The sequence below is a fragment of the Pseudomonas sp. GL-B-19 genome (assembly GCF_019956415.1).
Taxonomy (GTDB): Bacteria; Pseudomonadota; Gammaproteobacteria; order Pseudomonadales; family Pseudomonadaceae; genus Aquipseudomonas.
The window spans coordinates 131884-149670 of the sequence record NZ_JAHBDK010000097.1 but is presented as its reverse complement, the minus strand read 5'-3'; the positions used below and the strand labels follow the sequence as shown (position 1 = coordinate 149670).

General features: G+C 56.8%; 15 protein-coding genes and 2 pseudogenes. 12 read left to right on the top strand and 5 right to left on the bottom strand.

Annotation, left to right across the window (positions count from 1 at the left end):
• Positions 1-5: 5 nt before the first annotated feature.
• From KGB06_RS28630 to KGB06_RS28615, 4 genes are all read right to left on the bottom strand, one after another.
• Positions 6-1298 (bottom strand): MFS transporter, encoded by a 1293-nt coding sequence (locus KGB06_RS28630; protein WP_223521755.1) that lies wholly within the window; start codon positions 1296-1298, stop codon positions 6-8.
• Between the two features lie 304 nt (positions 1299-1602).
• Positions 1603-2475, bottom strand: a complete 873-nt coding sequence (locus KGB06_RS28625; protein ID WP_223521753.1) for an oxaloacetate decarboxylase — start codon at positions 2473-2475, stop codon at positions 1603-1605.
• A 124-nt stretch (positions 2476-2599) separates the two neighbouring features.
• Positions 2600-3907, bottom strand: a complete 1308-nt coding sequence (gene dctA / locus KGB06_RS28620) for a C4-dicarboxylate transporter DctA (protein WP_223521751.1) — start codon at positions 3905-3907, stop codon at positions 2600-2602.
• A 103-nt stretch (positions 3908-4010) separates the two neighbouring features.
• Positions 4011-5180, bottom strand: a complete 1170-nt coding sequence (locus KGB06_RS28615; protein ID WP_223521749.1) for a mandelate racemase/muconate lactonizing enzyme family protein — start codon at positions 5178-5180, stop codon at positions 4011-4013.
• Between the two features lie 99 nt (positions 5181-5279).
• Here KGB06_RS28615 and KGB06_RS28610 point away from each other — a divergent pair, with 99 nt between their 5' ends.
• From KGB06_RS28610 to leuD, 6 genes are all read left to right on the top strand, one after another.
• Positions 5280-6155 carry a LysR family transcriptional regulator gene (locus KGB06_RS28610; protein WP_223521747.1) on the top strand — a complete coding sequence of 292 codons (876 nt, stop codon included), beginning with the start codon at positions 5280-5282 and terminating at the stop codon, positions 6153-6155.
• Between the two features lie 195 nt (positions 6156-6350).
• Positions 6351-6617 (top strand): hypothetical protein, encoded by a 267-nt coding sequence (locus tag KGB06_RS29950; RefSeq protein WP_317849420.1) that lies wholly within the window; start codon positions 6351-6353, stop codon positions 6615-6617.
• Positions 6562-6921 (top strand): hypothetical protein, encoded by a 360-nt coding sequence (locus KGB06_RS29945; RefSeq protein WP_263288437.1) that lies wholly within the window; start codon positions 6562-6564, stop codon positions 6919-6921. The genes KGB06_RS29950 and KGB06_RS29945 overlap by 56 nt, the downstream gene beginning before the upstream one ends.
• Before the next feature lie 123 nt (positions 6922-7044).
• Positions 7045-7794 (top strand): sulfite exporter TauE/SafE family protein, encoded by a 750-nt coding sequence (locus KGB06_RS28600; RefSeq protein WP_223521746.1) that lies wholly within the window; start codon positions 7045-7047, stop codon positions 7792-7794.
• 159 nt (positions 7795-7953) lie between these two features.
• A complete protein-coding gene (gene leuC, locus KGB06_RS28595) occupies positions 7954-9375 on the top strand; it encodes a 3-isopropylmalate dehydratase large subunit (RefSeq protein ID WP_223521744.1) in 1422 nt (473 codons plus the stop codon).
• 3 nt (positions 9376-9378) lie between these two features.
• The gene (gene leuD / locus KGB06_RS28590; protein WP_223521742.1) at positions 9379-9987 is read left to right on the top strand and encodes a 3-isopropylmalate dehydratase small subunit; all 609 of its coding nucleotides are present in this window, start codon (positions 9379-9381) and stop codon (positions 9985-9987) included.
• Between the two features lie 49 nt (positions 9988-10036).
• On the opposite strand, the pseudogene KGB06_RS28585 reads toward leuD, so the two are convergent.
• Positions 10037-10522 (bottom strand): annotated as a pseudogene (locus KGB06_RS28585) (LysR substrate-binding domain-containing protein); the annotation flags it as partial.
• Positions 10523-10541: 19 nt separating this feature from the next.
• Between KGB06_RS28585 and KGB06_RS28580 the strand changes: the two are divergent.
• The 6 genes and pseudogenes from KGB06_RS28580 (at position 10542) to KGB06_RS28555 (ending at position 17497) form a co-directional block, all read left to right on the top strand.
• A complete protein-coding gene (locus KGB06_RS28580) occupies positions 10542-10880 on the top strand; it encodes an alpha/beta fold hydrolase (protein ID WP_223521734.1) in 339 nt (112 codons plus the stop codon).
• Positions 10881-10917: 37 nt separating this feature from the next.
• Positions 10918-12573 carry a 3-(methylthio)propionyl-CoA ligase gene (locus KGB06_RS28575; protein ID WP_317849419.1) on the top strand — a complete coding sequence of 552 codons (1656 nt, stop codon included), beginning with the start codon at positions 10918-10920 and terminating at the stop codon, positions 12571-12573.
• Positions 12574-12714: 141 nt separating this feature from the next.
• The gene (locus KGB06_RS28570; protein WP_223521733.1) at positions 12715-14031 is read left to right on the top strand and encodes an MFS transporter; all 1317 of its coding nucleotides are present in this window, start codon (positions 12715-12717) and stop codon (positions 14029-14031) included.
• Between the two features lie 58 nt (positions 14032-14089).
• On the top strand, positions 14090-15100 hold the full coding sequence (locus KGB06_RS28565; RefSeq protein ID WP_223521731.1) for a YeiH family protein: 1011 nt from the start codon (positions 14090-14092) through the stop codon (positions 15098-15100).
• Between the two features lie 339 nt (positions 15101-15439).
• A pseudogene (locus tag KGB06_RS28560) lies at positions 15440-16236 on the top strand (transposase); the annotation flags it as partial.
• A gap of 127 nt (positions 16237-16363) precedes the next feature.
• Positions 16364-17497, top strand: coding sequence for an aminotransferase class V-fold PLP-dependent enzyme (locus KGB06_RS28555; RefSeq protein WP_223521729.1), 1134 nt, complete (start codon positions 16364-16366; stop codon positions 17495-17497).
• Positions 17498-17787 lie beyond the last annotated feature (290 nt).

The window sequence follows — 17787 nt, the reverse complement described above, 5'->3', positions numbered from 1 at the left end:
CGGGATCAAGAGATCGCTGGTTGTAAGCGACCGGTCGCACGGCGATAGAGATAGAGCGTCGCGCACAGGGCACAGAGCGCGGCGAAACTCATCCAATAGCCTGGCGCTGCCTTGTCGCCAGTGTACTGAATCAGGAAGGTCGAGATCGCCGGTGTGAAACCGCCAAACACCGCTGTGGCCAGGCTGTACGCCAGCGAGAAACCGGCGACGCGGACCTCGACCGGCATGATCTCCGTGAGCGCCGCAATCATCGCGCCATTGTACAAACCGTAAATGAACGACAACCACAGCAAGACCAACAGCATGTTGACGAAGCTCGGCGCGTTCACCAGGTACGTCAGCGCCGGATACGCGGTGGCAAGGGTCAGTAGCGCCATGGCGATCAGAACCGGACGCCGACCGATACGGTCAGATAATGCACCGCCAATGGGTAACCAGAAGAAGTTTGAAACACCCACCAACAGCGTCACCAACAACGCGTCGGATGTGCTCAGGTGCAGCACGGATTTGCCGAATGTTGGCGCGTAAACGGTGATCAAGTAGAACGCGGTGGTGGTCAGTGCGACCATCATCATTCCGGCAAATACGATCACCCAGTTCTGCGCGAGGGTGCGGAACACATCGCCCATACTCGGCTGGTGCTTGCGCGCGGCGAATACCTCGGTTTCTTCCAGATTGCGACGCAGGAAAAAGATGAACGGGACGATCATGCAGCCGACGAAAAACGGAATTCGCCAGCCCCAATCGGCAATCATCGCAGGCGCCATCCACTGGTTCAGTCCGTAGCCCAACGCTGCTGCGACGACGATCGCGACTTGTTGGCTGGCCGATTGCCAACTGGTGAAAAAGCCCTTGTTGCCGGGCGTGGCAATTTCCGAGAGGTACACCGAGACGCCACCCATTTCCGCACCGGCCGAGAAGCCTTGCAGCAAGCGCCCGATCAGCACGATGGCTGGGGCGAAGAGCCCGATGGTCTCGTAACCTGGCACTAGCACAATCAGGATCGTGCCGCTGGCCATGATCGACAGCGTCACGATCAAGCCTTTGCGCCGACCTACATCATCGATGTAAGCACCCAGCACCACCGCGCCCAATGGACGCATCAGGAAGCCAGCACCGAACACCGCAAAGGTCATCATCAGGGAGGCAAATTCACTGCTGGCCGGGAAGAACACGGCCGCAATCTGCGTGGCATAAAAGCCGAAAAGGAAGAAGTCGAACTGTTCAAGGAAATTACCCGAGGTGACCCGGAAAATCGCACTGGCGCGTGAACGCCCGGAAGGAATTGATGTTGTCATTGACCTGTACTCCACCGCTTTTATGACGTGCACCGCCTGGACGCGCTGCACGGTTCTTATTGGGGTGAATGGTGGAGCAGGTAGACCGATTTGATAAGTGCATTGTTGGCATGCATTGATGCGCGGAGCGAATCAATGCATAGCATTGTGAAACGATCTTCCAAATCAAACCGAAGCCCCGCGATGAAGCTCGTAAGGTTGATCCGCCACGCTGAGAGCGCCGCAAACGCGGGCCTTGCCACTTCAGAACCGGACTCAATACCGCTGACTGAAAAAGATAACGCTTTACTTACCTGGCTCGAACTCAATGGGAACCGTGACCTGATTTTAGATAGGTCTTTGCCCATTCACGATATTTGTCCGAGAGTGTGTATTTGGAGAGCAATTCAGGAAGGGACAGCTCACTGTTTTCCATGCCGCTTTGCTCATGCAGTGCATCGTAGGTCGCTTTGATCGCGGACAAATAAGGTGCGTGACCGTTGACCACGATCCTCACGTTGGCGCCGCTCAATTTATCAACGTTACTCAGTTCGGGATTTCCGTAGTTGATGAGCATGATCGGCAGGGAAAGATGCGCGGTCAGTGCCTTCAGATGCTGGAAGTTCTTAACACCGACAAGACAAATCGCATCAGCCCCAGCCTTTTGATAGGCCGTCGTTCGGGCAATCGAATCTTCCAGGGTGGTGACTGCCACATTTGTACGCGCGATGATGCTGAGTGCATCGTCCGACCGCGCAAAACGCGCAGCGTAGATCTTGCTCGCGGCCTCATCAATATCGATGAGCACATTCGATTGCTCGTCGTACTTGGCGGGCAGGTGCGTGTCTTCCAGTGTCAGAGCAGCAGCGCCAGCCTTCTGTAATTCCGTGACCGTCCGCATAACATTGAGCGCGTTGCCGAACCCATGATCAGCGTCGCCAATGATTGGGATTTGGCTGGCCCGTCCTACCCTGGAAACTTGCTCTGCGTATTCATCAAGCGTGAGCAACGCGATGTCGGGAGCGCCGAGTACCTGAAGCGAGGCGACGGAACCGCCCTGGATGGCGACCTCAAAACCAAGGTCGGAAGCCATTCGAACCGAGATCGGATCGAAAACTGATGCGGCAAATTTACAGACTGTTCCATGAAGCAAATCACCGAACGCCTTGCGTAGTTCATGATGAGATCGCTCAATCATTTTCCCGGCTCCATCACATTTCAACTGAGTACTTCGCATGAACCGTTCTGCGAGAACGAGACAGCAAAATGGCTACCGGTCATTGCGCTCTGTTCGATGAGGAATGACCGGTAAGCGATGCTGATTACTTTTGAGTTGCTAACGCTCTACGCGCCGCCTTTTCGTTTTTCATCGCGGCCATTTCACGCTCGCAGGCTTCTACATCGAACGAGTTGTCCCACTTGGCAATGGCTATGGTGCCGATACCGTTGCCGATCAGGTTAGTCACGGCTCGCGCTTCGTTCAGGAACCGGTCGATGCCCAAGAGCAATACAAGGCCCACCAACGGAATGGAGTGGATGGTTGTAAGCGTTGCCGCCAGTGTTATGAACCCGGCACCCGCCACGCCAGCGGAGCCTTTTGAGGTCAGCAGGAAGACGCCCAACAGAATCATCTGATCCATAAACGTCAGTGGCGTATTGGTTGCCTGTGCGATAAAAATCGCCGCCATGGTGAGGTAAATGCAGGTGCCATCCGCATTGAAGGCATATCCAGTTGGCAGCACCATGCCCACCACTGACTTCCTGCAGCCCAGCTTTTCAAGTTTCACCATCATTCGCGGAAGCACCGCTTCAGTTGAGCAAGTTCCAAGCGTGATGAGAATCTCGTCCTTAAAGTACCGGAGGAACTGAAACAAAGGCATTCCTGACCATCTAGCAACCGCCCCCAGCACTATCACAATGAATATCAGCGTGGTGACGTAGAGTGCTATCAGCAACTGGCCGAGTGACAGCAAGGTACCAATTCCGTACTTGCCTATAGTGAAAGCCATCCCAGCGCCGGCACCAATCGGAGCCAGACGCATAACCATTGCCACGATCTTGAACAGCCCTTGCAGAAACAGGTCGATGGTATTGATCAGCGGTTTGCTGGTTTCGCCCATTTGAACGAGGGCAACGCCCATCAACACCGAAATCAAGATGACCTGAAGCATGACGCCATTCGAGAATGCGCCAATGAAGGTACTCGGGATTATGTTGAGAAAGAAATCGATTGTTCCGCCCTGCTCACTGGCGGCTTGGCTGTACTTGGCGATAGCGCTGGCATCAAGCGTGGTAGCGTTGATATTCATCCCAGCGCCTGGCTTTGCGATATTGACCACAATAAGGCCGATGACCAGCGCAATGGTTGAAAGGATTTCAAAGTAGAGCAGCGCTTTGACGCCGATCCGCCCGACTTCCTTGATGCTGCCCATCTTAGCGATACCAACGACGACGGTACCGAAAATAATAGGCGCCAACAGCATTTTGATGAGTTTGATAAAGCCATCCGCAAAAGGTTGGAGCTTGGCTCCGAATTGCGGTTCAAAGTGACCAATTGCTGCACCGATGACGATACCGATCAGCACCTGCACATACAGCTGGCTGTACCAGCGGGACTTGGAGATTTCCACGGGAGCACCTCATTTTATTTTTGTGATGGGCGTGTGGCGTGGCGTCAGTGAGTGACGCCTAATAACGGCAGGCCTCCTGCAAGAGGCCGCCGTTCGAGGGCTATCAGCCTTCGCCCAGCTCGCGCATTACTGCGTACAAAGCGGACTTGGCTTCGAAGCCGACACCTGGGATATCCGGCAGACCTACATAGCCATTTTCCACGCGGATCCCGTCAGCGAAGCCGCCGAAAGGCTGGAACACATCCGGGTACGATTCGTTACCGCCCAGGTGCAGACCTGCTGCGATGTTCAGGGACATCTGGTGACCACCGTGAGGAACTACGCGGCGGGAAGACCAACCCATTTCTTCCATCACCTTCAGGGTGCGCATGTACTCCACGAGCCCGTAAGACAGGGCGCAGTCGAACTGGAGGTAATCGCGATCAGGGCGCATACCACCGTGGCGCAGCAGGTTACGAGCATCCTGATGGGAGAACAGGTTTTCACCAGTAGCCATGGGCAGTTCATAGTGGTTTGCAAGCTCAGCCTGCAGTTCATAGTCCAGCGGATCGCCAACTTCTTCGTACCAGAAGAGGTTGTACTTTTTGATGGCTTCCGCGTAAGCGATACCTGTCTTCAGATCGAAGCGGCCATTGGCATCGACCGCCAGTCGACGACCGTCCCCGACCACTTCAAGTACTGCTTCGATGCGACGGATGTCTTCGTCCAGTGGCACCGCACCGATCTTCATCTTGACGACGTCATAGCCACGATCCAGATAGCTCTGCATTTCTGCTTTGAGCTTGGTCTGATCTTTGCCAGGGTAGTAGTAGCCGCCCGCCGCGTAGACCCAGACCTTGTCATCTGCCACGCCGTTGCGGTAACGGTCGGCCAGCAGGCGATACAGGGGCTTGCCTTCAATCTTCGCAACGGCATCCCACACAGCCATATCAATGGTGCCAACTGCGACTGAGCGCTCGCCGTGGCCACCTGGCTTTTCGTTGGTCATCAGGGTTTTCCAGATGGCGAACGGATCCAGGTTGTTGTTTTCATGATCGACGAGAGTATCTGGATCAGCTTCTGTGATACGCGCCAAGAAGCGATCACGCATCAATGCGCCCTGACCATAGCGACCGTTGGAGTTGAAACCGTAACCGATGACAGGTTTGCCATCGCGAATCACATCCGTGACGACAGCGACAACCGAGCAGGTCATTTTCGAAAAATCGATGTAGGCATTGGCGATTGGAGAAGCGATAGAGACGGTTTTTTCACGGATGTCTACGATACGCATGACGGGTTCCTCTTGTTGTTGGTGGCCCCACGTTATGCTTTGCGATGACACCCGCCCAATGCTATTAATGCCGCGCCCTATGCACAGGAGGCATTGCCCTTGGAACTCGTCTGGCTCGAAGATTTTTCAGCGCTTGCCGAATACGGCAGCTTTGTTCGTGCCGCTGAAGCGCGCCACGTCACTCAGCCGGCCTTCAGCCGCAGAGTCCGTTCACTGGAGAATTGGATGGGCGTGGAGTTGTTTGTGCGCACGCCTCAGGGAGCAACCCTGACCGAGGCTGGAAGGCAGATTTTGCCCAGCGCTCAGGAGGCTGCCAGACGCTTGTACAGGATGCGCACAGAGGCACAGGAGGTGGCTGGGATGGCCGCCAAGACACTGCAATTCGCAGCCACTCACTCCCTGTCTTTTACATTTTTTCCAAGATGGCTGAGAAGCACGGAGAATGGCGCCCCGATAGATGCTGTACGCCTGCACTCAGATAGCATGGCTGTTTGTGAGCAGATGCTGATTCACGGCCAAGTTCAGTTCCTGCTTTGCCATCGCCATCCCGACGTCCCACCTTTGCTGGCCCCTGATCAATTCATTGGGAAGAAGGTTGGAGAGGATGTGCTCGTGCCTTTGGCAAGTGCCTCTGCCAATTTTGGTACCTCACCTGAAACACTGCCTTACTTGGCATACACCCACGAATCGGGTCTAGGCCGCATCGTCGCTCACCGACTCCACGGCAAAGAAGACTACCTTCGCCTCAAGCCTCTTTTTAGTAGCCACCTTGCAGCAGTACTTATGTCCATGGCTTTGGAAAGCAAGGGTGTAGCGTGGTTACCGAAAAGCCTGACGGAACAGGAAATGGCTGATGGACGCCTTGTCAGGGCCCTCGATGAAAGCTGGGATATCCCTTTAGAAATTCATCTAACGCGACCGACAGCCCCAATCAGCCCTTCTGCAGAAGAATTCTGGGCCAAGCTGGGCGACTAAATCCCATTTTGCTGACTCCGGTTTCAATTTATCCAATGCCGTTTCAGGGCCAAAGCAAGATCAAATACGCCACGATTCGTGAAGTGTTTGATCACTGAATCGCCATTGTTTGAAGCTAGTAACCTCACTACGCTCGTGGCCGCGCATCTCCCCAACAACAGCTAGTGCGGCCTGGCAGCGAGGGTTTTATGTTTAATGTTGTTTCTTCTGGCCTTAGGTTTACGTCCGTTTCATGGGAGCGCGCCAATGCTTGGCAGCGCCCTGACTGTAAGGGTCAGACCTGGCGATAATTTGATGATCCTGAAAGCGATGCAGATGGCGCGGCCTGGCGATGTCCTCGTAATTGACGGTAGTGCCGACCTAACGCGCGCCGTCTTCGGAGGCATCATGCGGGCAATGGCATTGATTGAAGGCCGGAATTGTTGGCGTGGTAATCAATGGCGCTCTGCGCGATCTCGATGAGTGGCAGACCGGCGAGTTGCCAGCCTACGCTATCGGCGGGGTGCATCGAGGGCCAAGCACCGATGGTGGAGGAGAAATCAATGTCCCGATCTCCTGCGCTGGAATGTTGGTTACACCTGGTGATTTGATGATCGGCGACGGCGATGGTGTAGTTGCTGCCGCCCGTTCAGAGCTGCCTGAATTGCTTGTGCGTTGCCACGATTTGCTTGCACGCGAGCAGGCAACATTGAAGGCTATTGAAGCCGGCACACTAGACCCGAATCGCTTCGACGCTATTTTGCGGGCAAAGGGCTGTCCGCTTTAATTTCTCAGGCACGCCGACTCATCCCTACGAGCGGCATTCAATTTACTTCTTTGTTAGCGCGATGCAATGCGCGCCAGTATCTCTCAACCATCTAACTCATAAGCTAAAGGTGGGCAGCCTCAAATGATCGATTGGGCTATGTACCTGCTGTTGGGCGCTGCAATGGGTACGCTCGGAGGGATATTCGGGATCGGTGGTGGACTCATTGCAATCCCGGCTTTGGTGTTGATGTTCGGAATGGATCAACAGCTGGCTCAGGGGACGACGCTCGTCATGGTCGTGCCCAACGTGATGCTCGCGCTGTGGCGATACCACCAACGAACACGAATTTTACTGCGTCATGCGGCGCCATTAGCGGCAGCAGGATTTGTCTTCGCCTGGATAGGATCGATCATTGCCGTAGGCCTGGATCCCGATACCATGCGCATAGGTTTTGCCGTCTTCATGATGCTGCTTTCGGCCTACAGCTATTTGCAGATGTACTTACCTAAACCGCAGCCCAGCAAAGAGCTGCGACATCCATGGCCATGGTTGATGGTCTTGGGATCGGGTTCCGGGATCTTGGGCGGTTTTTTCGGTTTGGGAGCATCGGTATTGGCCACTCCCGTTTTATCCACCGTCTTCGGTACAACCCAAGTAGTTGCGCAAGGGCTATCACTGGCACTGGCCGTTCCGAGTACGGGTGTAACGCTGCTGACTTATGCACTCCACGACCATGTGCAATGGCATCTTGGCCTGCCCATGGCGTTAGGTGGGCTTCTCAGTGTCAGCTGGGGAGTCAAGCTCGCTCATGCCCTGCCCGAAAAGTCTCTTCGCACCTGGTTTTGCCTGTTTCTTATGGTGTGTGCTGCCTTGATGATCACTAAAGCTTGAGACGCATTGAGCAATCACACTGAAAACGGGTTAATTCGATTATTCACAATTCGTGCTGAACGCGTTCACTTTCACGCTCTTGATGCGTGATCAGGGATCAATATGCTGTAGGCATGTTTGTACCCGTGATCTCGAATAAGACAGAGAAAGAATCCAGCCATGAATATGCCTCGAACGCTCTACCAGAAACACATCGATAGCCACACCGTTTGCCCTCTTGATAATCAAGGCCACGTGCTTTTGTACATTGATCGCCAGGTCGCTAACGAATACACGAGCCCCCAGGCATTTAGCGGGATGCGCGAAGCAGGCCGTAAAGTATGGCGGCCAAACGCGACGCTTGCGGTGGTCGACCACGTGAACCCGACCGCACCGGTTCGTATTGCGACCATGCCGGATGCCGGCGGTGCGCAACAGGTCTCGTACTTTGAAGAAAACTGCCGAGACTTTGGAATCGAGCTCTTTGATGTGCTGGACAAGAGACAAGGCATTGAGCACGTCGTAGCGCCAGAGCAAGGCTTCATATTACCTGGGATGGTCGTCGCTGCAGGTGACAGCCACACCACGACTTACGGTGCATTGGGTGCTTTCGGATTTGGCATCGGCACCTCTGAAATCGAGCACCTGCTGGCGTCGCAAACACTGGTCTACAAACGCCTGAAAACCATGCGAGTTACAGTGAACGGGCTGCTCAGTAGCGGTGTCACGTCCAAAGATATCATCATGGCGCTGATCGAAAATATCGGCGCATCAGGCGCCACTGGCTATGCAATCGAATTCGCCGGGCCGGCGATCTCTGAGCTAAGTGTCGAGGCCAGAATGACGATCTGCAACATGGCCGTCGAAGCGGGTGCCAGGGGCGCGTTCATGGCTCCGGATGACAAAGTCTTCGCTTATCTGCAAACCAAACCACGTGCGCCTCAAGGCGAAATGTGGAAGCAGGCAGTTGCTAAGTGGAAAGAACTGCACACTGACGAAGGCGCTGTATTTGACCGCGAGGTAATACTCAACGTTGATGATCTGGAACCGATGGTCACTTGGGGTACAAGCCCCGATCAAGCCTCGCCAGTCGGCGGTTATGTGCCAGACCCTGCCACTCAACCCGACCTCATTCTTCGCCAAGGTATGCAACGCGCTTTGGATTACATGGGTCTGCAGGCGGGCATGCCGCTGAGCGACGTGGTCATCAGCCATGCGTTTATCGGCTCCTGCACTAATGCACGAATTGAAGACTTGCGTGACGTTGCCCGTGTGGTGCGCGGCAAGCGCGTAGCGGCACATGTACGAGCAATGATCGTTCCCGGCTCAACACTGGTTCGTACTCAAGCCGAACAGGAAGGCCTTGCGCAGATATTCCTGGATGCCGGTTTTGAATGGCGGCAGTCGGGTTGCTCGATGTGCCTGGCCATGAATGACGATGTCCTCGCTCCAGGTGACCGCTGCGCATCAAGTACAAATCGCAATTTTGAAGGTCGCCAAGGTGCCGGCGCGCGCACCCATCTCATGAGTCCGGCGATGGTCGCAGCTGCAGCGATCACCGGACATTTGACCGACGTTCGCTCATTCGCTCTGGAGGCTTGAAGCATGCAACCTTTCAACACGGTCAGCGGCAGCGCCGCGCCACTTTTGGCTTCCAACATTGACACCGACGTGATCATGCCCAAACAGTTTCTCAAGGGTATTGATCGCAAGGGATTGGATCGCGGTTTGTTCTTCGATTTGCGCTTTCTGGAGTCAGGCGAACCCAACCCTGAGTTCATTCTCAATCAACCAGCCTGGAACGACGCAGCCTTCCTGGTGGTCGGCCCCAACTTCGGTTGTGGGTCTAGTCGAGAACATGCCGTTTGGGGCCTGAAACAAGTCGGCATCAGAGCACTCATCGGTACCAGTTTTGCCGGTATTTTTTATGACAACTGCCAGCGCAATGGTGTGTTGGCCATACAGCTTTCTGAAGCCCAGCTAAAGCAGATTGCCAGGGTAATCAGTGACGCGCCGACAGCACGGATCGAAGTGAATTTACCAGAGCAAACAATCGAATTGGCGGACGGTACTGTGATTCCTTTCGAGATCGACCAACTGCGCAAACAGTCCCTTTTGCTAGGACTTGATGCGATTGGTACGACGTTGCAGCGGGCCGATCAGATTCGAAGCTTCGAATCTCGGCATCTGGCGGAAAACCCCTGGTTGAGCTGATGAAAATTCCTGGCGGAAGATCACGTGTGTTGATCTTCCGCCCCGGAAGTCACCCAACCGACAGATCGCGAAAGTACTCTTCCAGAAATTCGACGCAGACGCGCAATTTAGCCGACTCGCTTAGGCGAGTGGGATAAACAGCCCAGACATTGGCGCTCTGTGAGTAATCAGCAAGCACCTGCACCAGACGTCCTTTTTCCAGCATCGGTTTCACATCCCACATCGAACGCAGCAGAATGCCGCCACCACTCAGCGCCCACTCCAAAACAATCTCGCCACTGTTGGAAGACAACGGGCCGCTGACGCGCACGGATTCTTCCTGCCCGTTTCTGGTGAGGTTCCACACGCCAAAAGCGTTGTTTCGCTCTTTCAGCACCAGGCAATCATGGTTTTTGAGATCTTCCAACGACTGAGGCGTGCCCCGCCGCTCCAGATACTCGGGCGTTGCACACAGCACGCGCCGATTACTCACAAGCTTGCGCCCCAAATGCTGACCCGGCAGGTCATCTCCCACACGTATCTCCAAATCGAACCCTGTAGCATTTCCCGCTTGGTTGAGCCCCCAGGCGATCGACTACTACGTGGATGAGTACACCCGTGCTGGCTTCACCGGCCCCCTGAACTACTACCGTTGCCGCGACCGCAACTGGGAGATCTCCGCCTTTCTCGATGGCGCGGTGGTGCGCCAGCCCAGCATGTTCATCGGTGGCGCCAACGACCCATCCATCGAGCCGCCACAGATTCGTAGGCTGTATGACCAGCTCGAAACCTATCTGGTCGGGCTGCGCAAGAAAGTACTGCTACCCGGTGTGGGCCACGCCGCGGCGGAAGAAACGCCAGAGCAGATCAACGCGTTGCTTCTCGAGTTCCTCGAACAACTGGACGACAACTGAGTCGATCCCTCGTTGGCTATTCGCCAAGGTATTTCACATGAACAACAATAAGACGGTGTCCAACATGAATGGACTGATGCAGCAACAGCAGCTGCTTATTTCGACGCTCCTCACCCATGCCGAGCGCCACCATGGCTACCAGGAGGTCGTCTCCCGCCGCGTCGAAGGCGATATCCATCGACAAACCTATCGCGACCTTGGGCAACGCGCACGCTGCCTGGCCAATGCGCTCGCCACGCTCGGCGTCAGCTTTGGTGACCGCGTCGGCACGCTCGCCTGGAACGGCTACCGCCACATGGAGCTGTACTACGCCGTATCCGGCTCGGGTGCCGTGCTGCACACGTTGAACCCACGCCTGCATGCCGACCAGGTGCAGTGGATTGCCGACCACGCAGAGGACCGCGTGCTCTTCTTCGACCTGACCTTCCTGCCGCTGGTCGAATCCATCGCCGGAAAAGTCTCGACCATCACCCGTTTCGTGCTCATGACCGACCGAGCGCATATGCCGGCGGTTACCTCGATCCCCGATCTGCTGTGCTACGAAGATTTGATCGAAACCCACACCGACGACTTCGTTTGGCCAACCTTCGATGAGAACAGTGCATCGTCGCTGTGCTACACCTCCGGTACCACCGGCCATCCCAAAGGTGTGCTCTACAGCCACCGTTCGACGCTTCTGCACACCTACGCCGCCGCCCTCCCCGACACCTTGAACTGTTCGGCGCGCGACACCATCCTGCCGGTGGTGCCGATGTTCCATGTCAACGCCTGGGGTTTGCCGTACATGGCCTGCATGGTCGGCGCCAAGCTGGTTTTTCCCGGGCCAATGCTCGACGGCGAATCGCTCTACGAGTTGTTCGAGGCGGAGAAAGTCACCCTGTCCGCCGGCGTGCCCACCGTCTGGCAAGGTTTGCTCGCGCATGTCGAGGCAACGGGCAAGACATTTTCGACCATGCGCCGGACGATTATCGGTGGCTCGGCCTGCCCTTCGGCCATGATGGCGGCTTTCGAGGACCGCTATGACGTACAGGTGCTGCACGTCTGGGGCATGACCGAGCTGAGTCCGCTCGGGACCGTTTGCACCCCCAAGGCCAGGCACCTCGCCATGGACAGCGCCGAACGCCGCGTCCTGCAGGCCAAACAGGGTCGGGTCGTATACGGCGTCGACATGAAAATCGTCGGCGATGATGGCAAGGAACTCCCCCGCGACGGCAAAACCTCGGGCGAGCTGATGGTGCGCGGTCCCTGGATCATCTCCTCTTACTACAAGAGCGACACTGGCGATTCGCTGGTCGATGGCTGGTTCCCAACAGGCGATGTCTCGACCATCGATGCCGAGGGCTTCATGCAGATCACCGACCGCAGCAAGGATGTCATCAAGTCCGGAGGTGAGTGGATCGGTTCCATTGACCTGGAAAACATCGCCATGGCCCACCCGGCGGTGGCGATGGCCGCGTGTATTGCGGCCTACCATCCGAAGTGGGATGAGCGCCCGCTCCTGGTCGTGACCCGCAAGCCCGGTAGCGAAGTTTCGCGCGACGAATTGCTTGGCTTCTATGAAGGCAAGATCGCCAGATGGTGGACCCCGGATGACGTGGTATTCGTCGACAGCATCCCGCTCGGCGCGACCGGCAAGATGCTGAAGAACAAGCTTCGCGAGATGTTCCACGACTACCGTCTGCCCACCGCCTGAGGGCCGGCCTCGCTCAATGCGCTCGGGCGGGTAGTGACACGCACCGATGCTTGCCCGAGCCGCACGCAGGTCAAGGCCCGGTTCACGAGTCCGATCAGGGCCGTGCAATAACAACAAGAAGCCCAGATTCAAGGAAACGCCATGAATGTTCACCACGCCCTTGCTGACAATATCGAAACTTCGACCGTCAGCGTGCCCCGGCTGTATGCCTGGTGCGTATTTGCACTAAGTTTCGGTTTGCTGATTTCAGACTACATGTCGCGACAAGTGCTCAACGCAATCTTTCCACTGCTCAAGTCCGAGTGGACCCTGAGCGACTCCCAGCTCGGCCTGCTGAGCGGCATCGTCGCTCTGATGGTGGGCCTGTTGGCCGTACCCTTGTCAATAATGGCCGACCGCTGGGGGAGAGTCCGCAGCCTGGTACTGATGGCCGCGCTTTGGAGCCTGGCTACTCTGGGCTGCGGCCTTGCGCAAAATTACCAGCACATGCTCCTCGCCAGATCGTTGGTCGGCATCGGCGAGGCGGCCTATGCCAGCGTTGGCGTCGCGGTGGTGCTTTCGGTGTTCCCCAAGCAGCTGCGTGCGACCCTCATCAGCACCTTCATGGCTGGCGGCATGTTTGGCTCAGTACTGGGCATGGCACTCGGTGGCGTCATCGCCCAGCACCTGGGCTGGCGCACCGCTTTCATCATCATGGCGATTTTTGGCATGACGCTCGCCATCCTCTATCCACTGGTAGTCAAGGAGTCGCGCCTTGGCAATTGCGATAAGGGCGCAGGCCAATACGCCGAAGCAAGCGGCAAGAATCCTCTGCGTACGCTGTTCGCCAGCCGCTCGGTCATCAGCGCTTATATCGGCAGCGGTCTGCAGATGTTCATCGCCGGCTCGTTGATTGCCTGGTTGCCCAGCTACCTTAACCGTTACTACCACATGGGCACCGATCGGGCTGGCATGATTTCCGCCATCCTGATCCTGGCGGGTGGCGCCGGCATGATTCTCTGCGGCATCCTTAGCGACCGCCTATGCCGTAAAGCTCCCGGGCGCAAGATTTCCCTCGCCATCGCCTACTGCCTGATTACTAGCCTGTTGCTGTCAGTGGCCATGCTATTGACCCCAGGCCTGGCGCAACTGGTATGCATTGCTCTGGCCATGCTGGTGGTCACCGGCACGTTTGGCCCCGCCGGCGCCGTGATTGCCAACTTGACCCACCCTTCGGTGCACGGCACGGCCTTTGCCATTCTGGCCCTGGCCAACAACCTGCTCGGTCAGGGGCCCGGTCCCTATGTCACCGGCCTGCTGGCTGACGCCTTTGGTCTCGATCGCGCTTTCCAGTTGATCCCGCTGGTCAGCATCGCTGCAGCCTTGGTGTTCTGCTACGGCAAGCGCCACTACCACCGCGATATCCAGAGACTCGTGACGACTGTCACAGGTACATCGCCAGCCGGAAGAATGTCATGAGCGCCCCCGTCGAGCTGCCCGTGGCACAACCACTGCCCTGCCCTCAGGAGAGTCCTGCATGAGCTCCGCAACCATTGCCTCGCTGGGGGTACGCAGCCAATTGCTGATGCCCGGCTTTATCGTCAGCGCCATGGTCGCCGCTGCGGCCACGTTCCTCTCCGAGCACTACGGTGCACCGGTGATGCTCTTCGCACTGCTACTGGGCATGGCGATGAATTTTCTTTCCGGTGACGGCGTATGCAAGCCTGGCATCGAATTCACGGCCCGCGAGATCCTTCGGGTCGGTGTTGCGTTGCTCGGCATCCGCATCACCCTGGAGCAGATCGTTGCCCTTGGCTGGCAGCCAGTTTTGATGGTGGTGACGCTGGTGGTGGTGACTATCCTGGTGTCCATCGTCGCGGCTCGTGCCATGGGCTTCAGCACCTTGTTCGGCCTGCTTACCGGCGGTGCCACCGCAATTTGTGGCGCTTCGGCAGCCCTTGCCCTGGCGGCAGCGCTGCCCAGCCATGAGAAGAAAGAGCGGGCGACGCTGTTCACGGTCATTGGCGTTTCGGCGCTATCCACCATGGCAATGATCCTTTACCCAATGATCGCCCAATTTTTCAACCTAAGCCCACTCCATGCAGGCTTTTTCCTCGGCGGAACCATTCACGATGTCGCCCAGGTGGTTGGCGCCGGCTACGGCATGTCACACGAGACCGGCGACAGCGCCACGGTCGTGAAACTGATGCGCGTGGCGATGCTGCTACCGGTAATTCTGTGTGCGGCCATGATCACCCGCGCCCGCGGCGTCGAACCTGGCAGCAAGCGACCACCGCTGCTGCCGTGGTTCGCGGTGGGATTCGTAATCCTTGCCGCAGTCAACAGCACCGGGTTCATTCCACAGATGGTTCAGGACGCCGGCAACAGCCTGTCACGCTGGTGCCTGGTGATCGCCATCAGCGCACTGGGCATGAAGACGCAGCTCAAGGAGCTGGCCTCAGTGGGGATCAAACCCATTCTATTGATGGTGGGAGAAACCGTATTCCTTGGCGCACTGGTGCTGGCAATGCTGCACTGGGCCATGTAAACCGAACCCCTGCGGGGTTATCGACGCTCTCGTCAAACAGAGCTTTTTGCCGCGTCGGAGCTGTGTACCAGCTGCTCCGTTACGCGGCATTTTTTATCTCGAAATTTGCTTGTTCGGGCTTACCTACCGTGAGGAACTATTACGAGCGCCTGAGCAGTCGGGTCGGTTACCGCTTGCATGAAAGAAACATGACGCTATAACGCGGTGTCAGAGGTGTTTTTCTCCGGACGCAACAGAGCCGCCCCGCCTTCTTACGAATGTCCGCTCTGGGTCCAGGCTGTGTGAAAACGCCTGCGATTGTCTAACCTTCAAATCGTCGAGATCGTGGCGGGGACGATAATGAAGCGATTCATTGAAGGTGAGGCCCGGACGCAAGTCACGTTGCTGCCGGAGTGTCTGGACGATTACGTAGCCGAAGAAAACCCAGTGCGAGTGGTCGACGTTTTCGTCGATGAACTCGACCTGGGTGCACTTGGGTTTGAGGGTGTTGATCCTGCAGCAACGGGGCGTCCGGCCTACCATCCAGCGACCTTGCTAAAGATCTATATCTACGGCTACCTCAATCGGATTCAGTCCAGCCGTCGGCTTGAGCGTGAGGCCGAGCGTAACGGCGAGTTGATGTGGCTGACGGGACGTTTGGCTCCAGACTTCAAAACCATTGCCGACTTTCGCAAGGACAACGGCAAAGCCATTCGCAGCGTCTGCCGCCAGTTCGTAGTGCTTTGCCGTAACCTCGACCTCTTCTCTCAATCGATCATCGCCATCGATGGCAGCAAGTTCAAAGCCGTCAACAACCGTGACCGTAACTTCACCCAGGGCAAAGTGAAGGCGCGCATGCAACAGATCGAACAGCGCATTGATCGTTATCTGGCGGCGATGGATTCGGTGGATCGGGCAACGCCCGAAGTGGCCGAGGCCAAAGCCGAGCGGCTGAAAGAAAAAATCGAAACCCTGAAACAGCAGATGCAGAAACTCAAGGACATCGAGGCGCAGCTCCACGACAGTCCAGACCAACAAATCTCTCTTACCGATCCGATGCACGCTCAATGGCCACGAGCGGCCGAGGCACCGGAACGGTTGGCTATAACGTCCAAACAGCTGTTGACGACAAGCACCATCTGATCATTGCCCATGAGAGTTGCCGCCCACAGGTGATGCCAGCCGCTCGACAGAAGTCGCAATTCAATCCCGAGCAATCTTGTCATTTGCCAAGGCTTAGGGCAGGGTCGATACCACTGACATCTCTGCCAAAGGAGTCACCCCATGTCAAAGCTATATCCCAGTATCGACCCTGAGGGGCTGGTCGAGTACTCAGTGGTCTACACCGACCGCTCGCTCAACCACATGTCGCAGTCATTTCAAGCCGTGATGAAGAACATTTCCAGGACCCTGAAACAGGTCTACAACGCCCAGGCTGTAGCGGTGGTCCCGGGCAGCGGCACATTCGGCATGGAAGCGGTGGCGCGACAGTTTGCCACCGACCAGCAATGCCTGGTGATACGCAACGGCTGGTTCAGTTATCGCTGGAGCCAGATCCTTGAGATGGGCAACATCCCGGTGGCCACCACGGTGCTGAAAGCCCGACCGGTCGACACTGGTCGCCAGGCTGCCTACGCCCCACCCCCTCTGGACGAAGTGCTGGCAGCCATTCAGGCGCAGAAGCCGCAGATTGTCTTCGCCCCCCACGTTGAAACCTCATCAGGAATTATCCTGCCCAACGACTACCTGCGGGCCGTCGGCGACGCCGTGCATGCGGTGGGTGGCCTGTTCGTGCTGGACTGCATCGCCTCTGGCACGCTTTGGGTTGATATGCAGAAATGCGCAGTCGACCTGCTGATCAGCGCACCGCAGAAAGGCTGGAGCGCCTCCCCTTGCTGCGCCCTGGTGATGCTCAGTTCTTTGGCCCTCGAGCGCATCGAACAGACGCATAGCAGCAGCTTCGCCTGCGACCTGAAAAAGTGGCTTCAGATCATGCAGGCCTACGAACAGGGCGGACATGCCTACCATGCGACCATGCCCAGCGATTCCCTCGCGCGATTTAACGAAGTGATGAAAGAGACGCAAGCCTACGGTTTCGACAAGGTCCGCGGCGAACAACAGGCTCTGGGCGATCGGGTGCGCGCAATGTTGACCGGCAAAGGCATCAAAAGCGTGGCCGCAGCCGGCTTTCAGGCCCCTGGCGTAGTGGTGAGCTACACCGATGATGCCGACATCAAGAGCGGTAAGAAATTTGCCAACCACGGCCTACAGATCGCCGCCGGAGTGCCGTTGCAATGCGACGAGCCGGCTGACTTCCAGACCTTCCGCATCGGTCTGTTCGGACTCGAAAAGCTGCACAATATCGAGCGCACGGTCAGCACCCTCGAGCAGGCACTGGACGAGGTGATGGTTAACTAAGCCCTCATCTTGCCCGCAGCACATACCGAACTTGTGAATTCCAGGAAGGCATCCTGCCCTGGGCACTGCCGGCCCATGGCGCTGATCTTCGACGAATATGACGCTGGTCGCCCGGACGTCATGTTAGAACCATAAGGGAAAGCCCGTGCACGCGTCTTACTGACACGTGCGCCCTTCAGCGCTATCAAAAAAGGGTTCCAACGAAGCCTTTCACGGGGCGGATGATTGGCGGCTGTATGACTTGGATCGGCCAGGAGAAGTCATCACCAGTCAGCAGCACGCTTCAACCG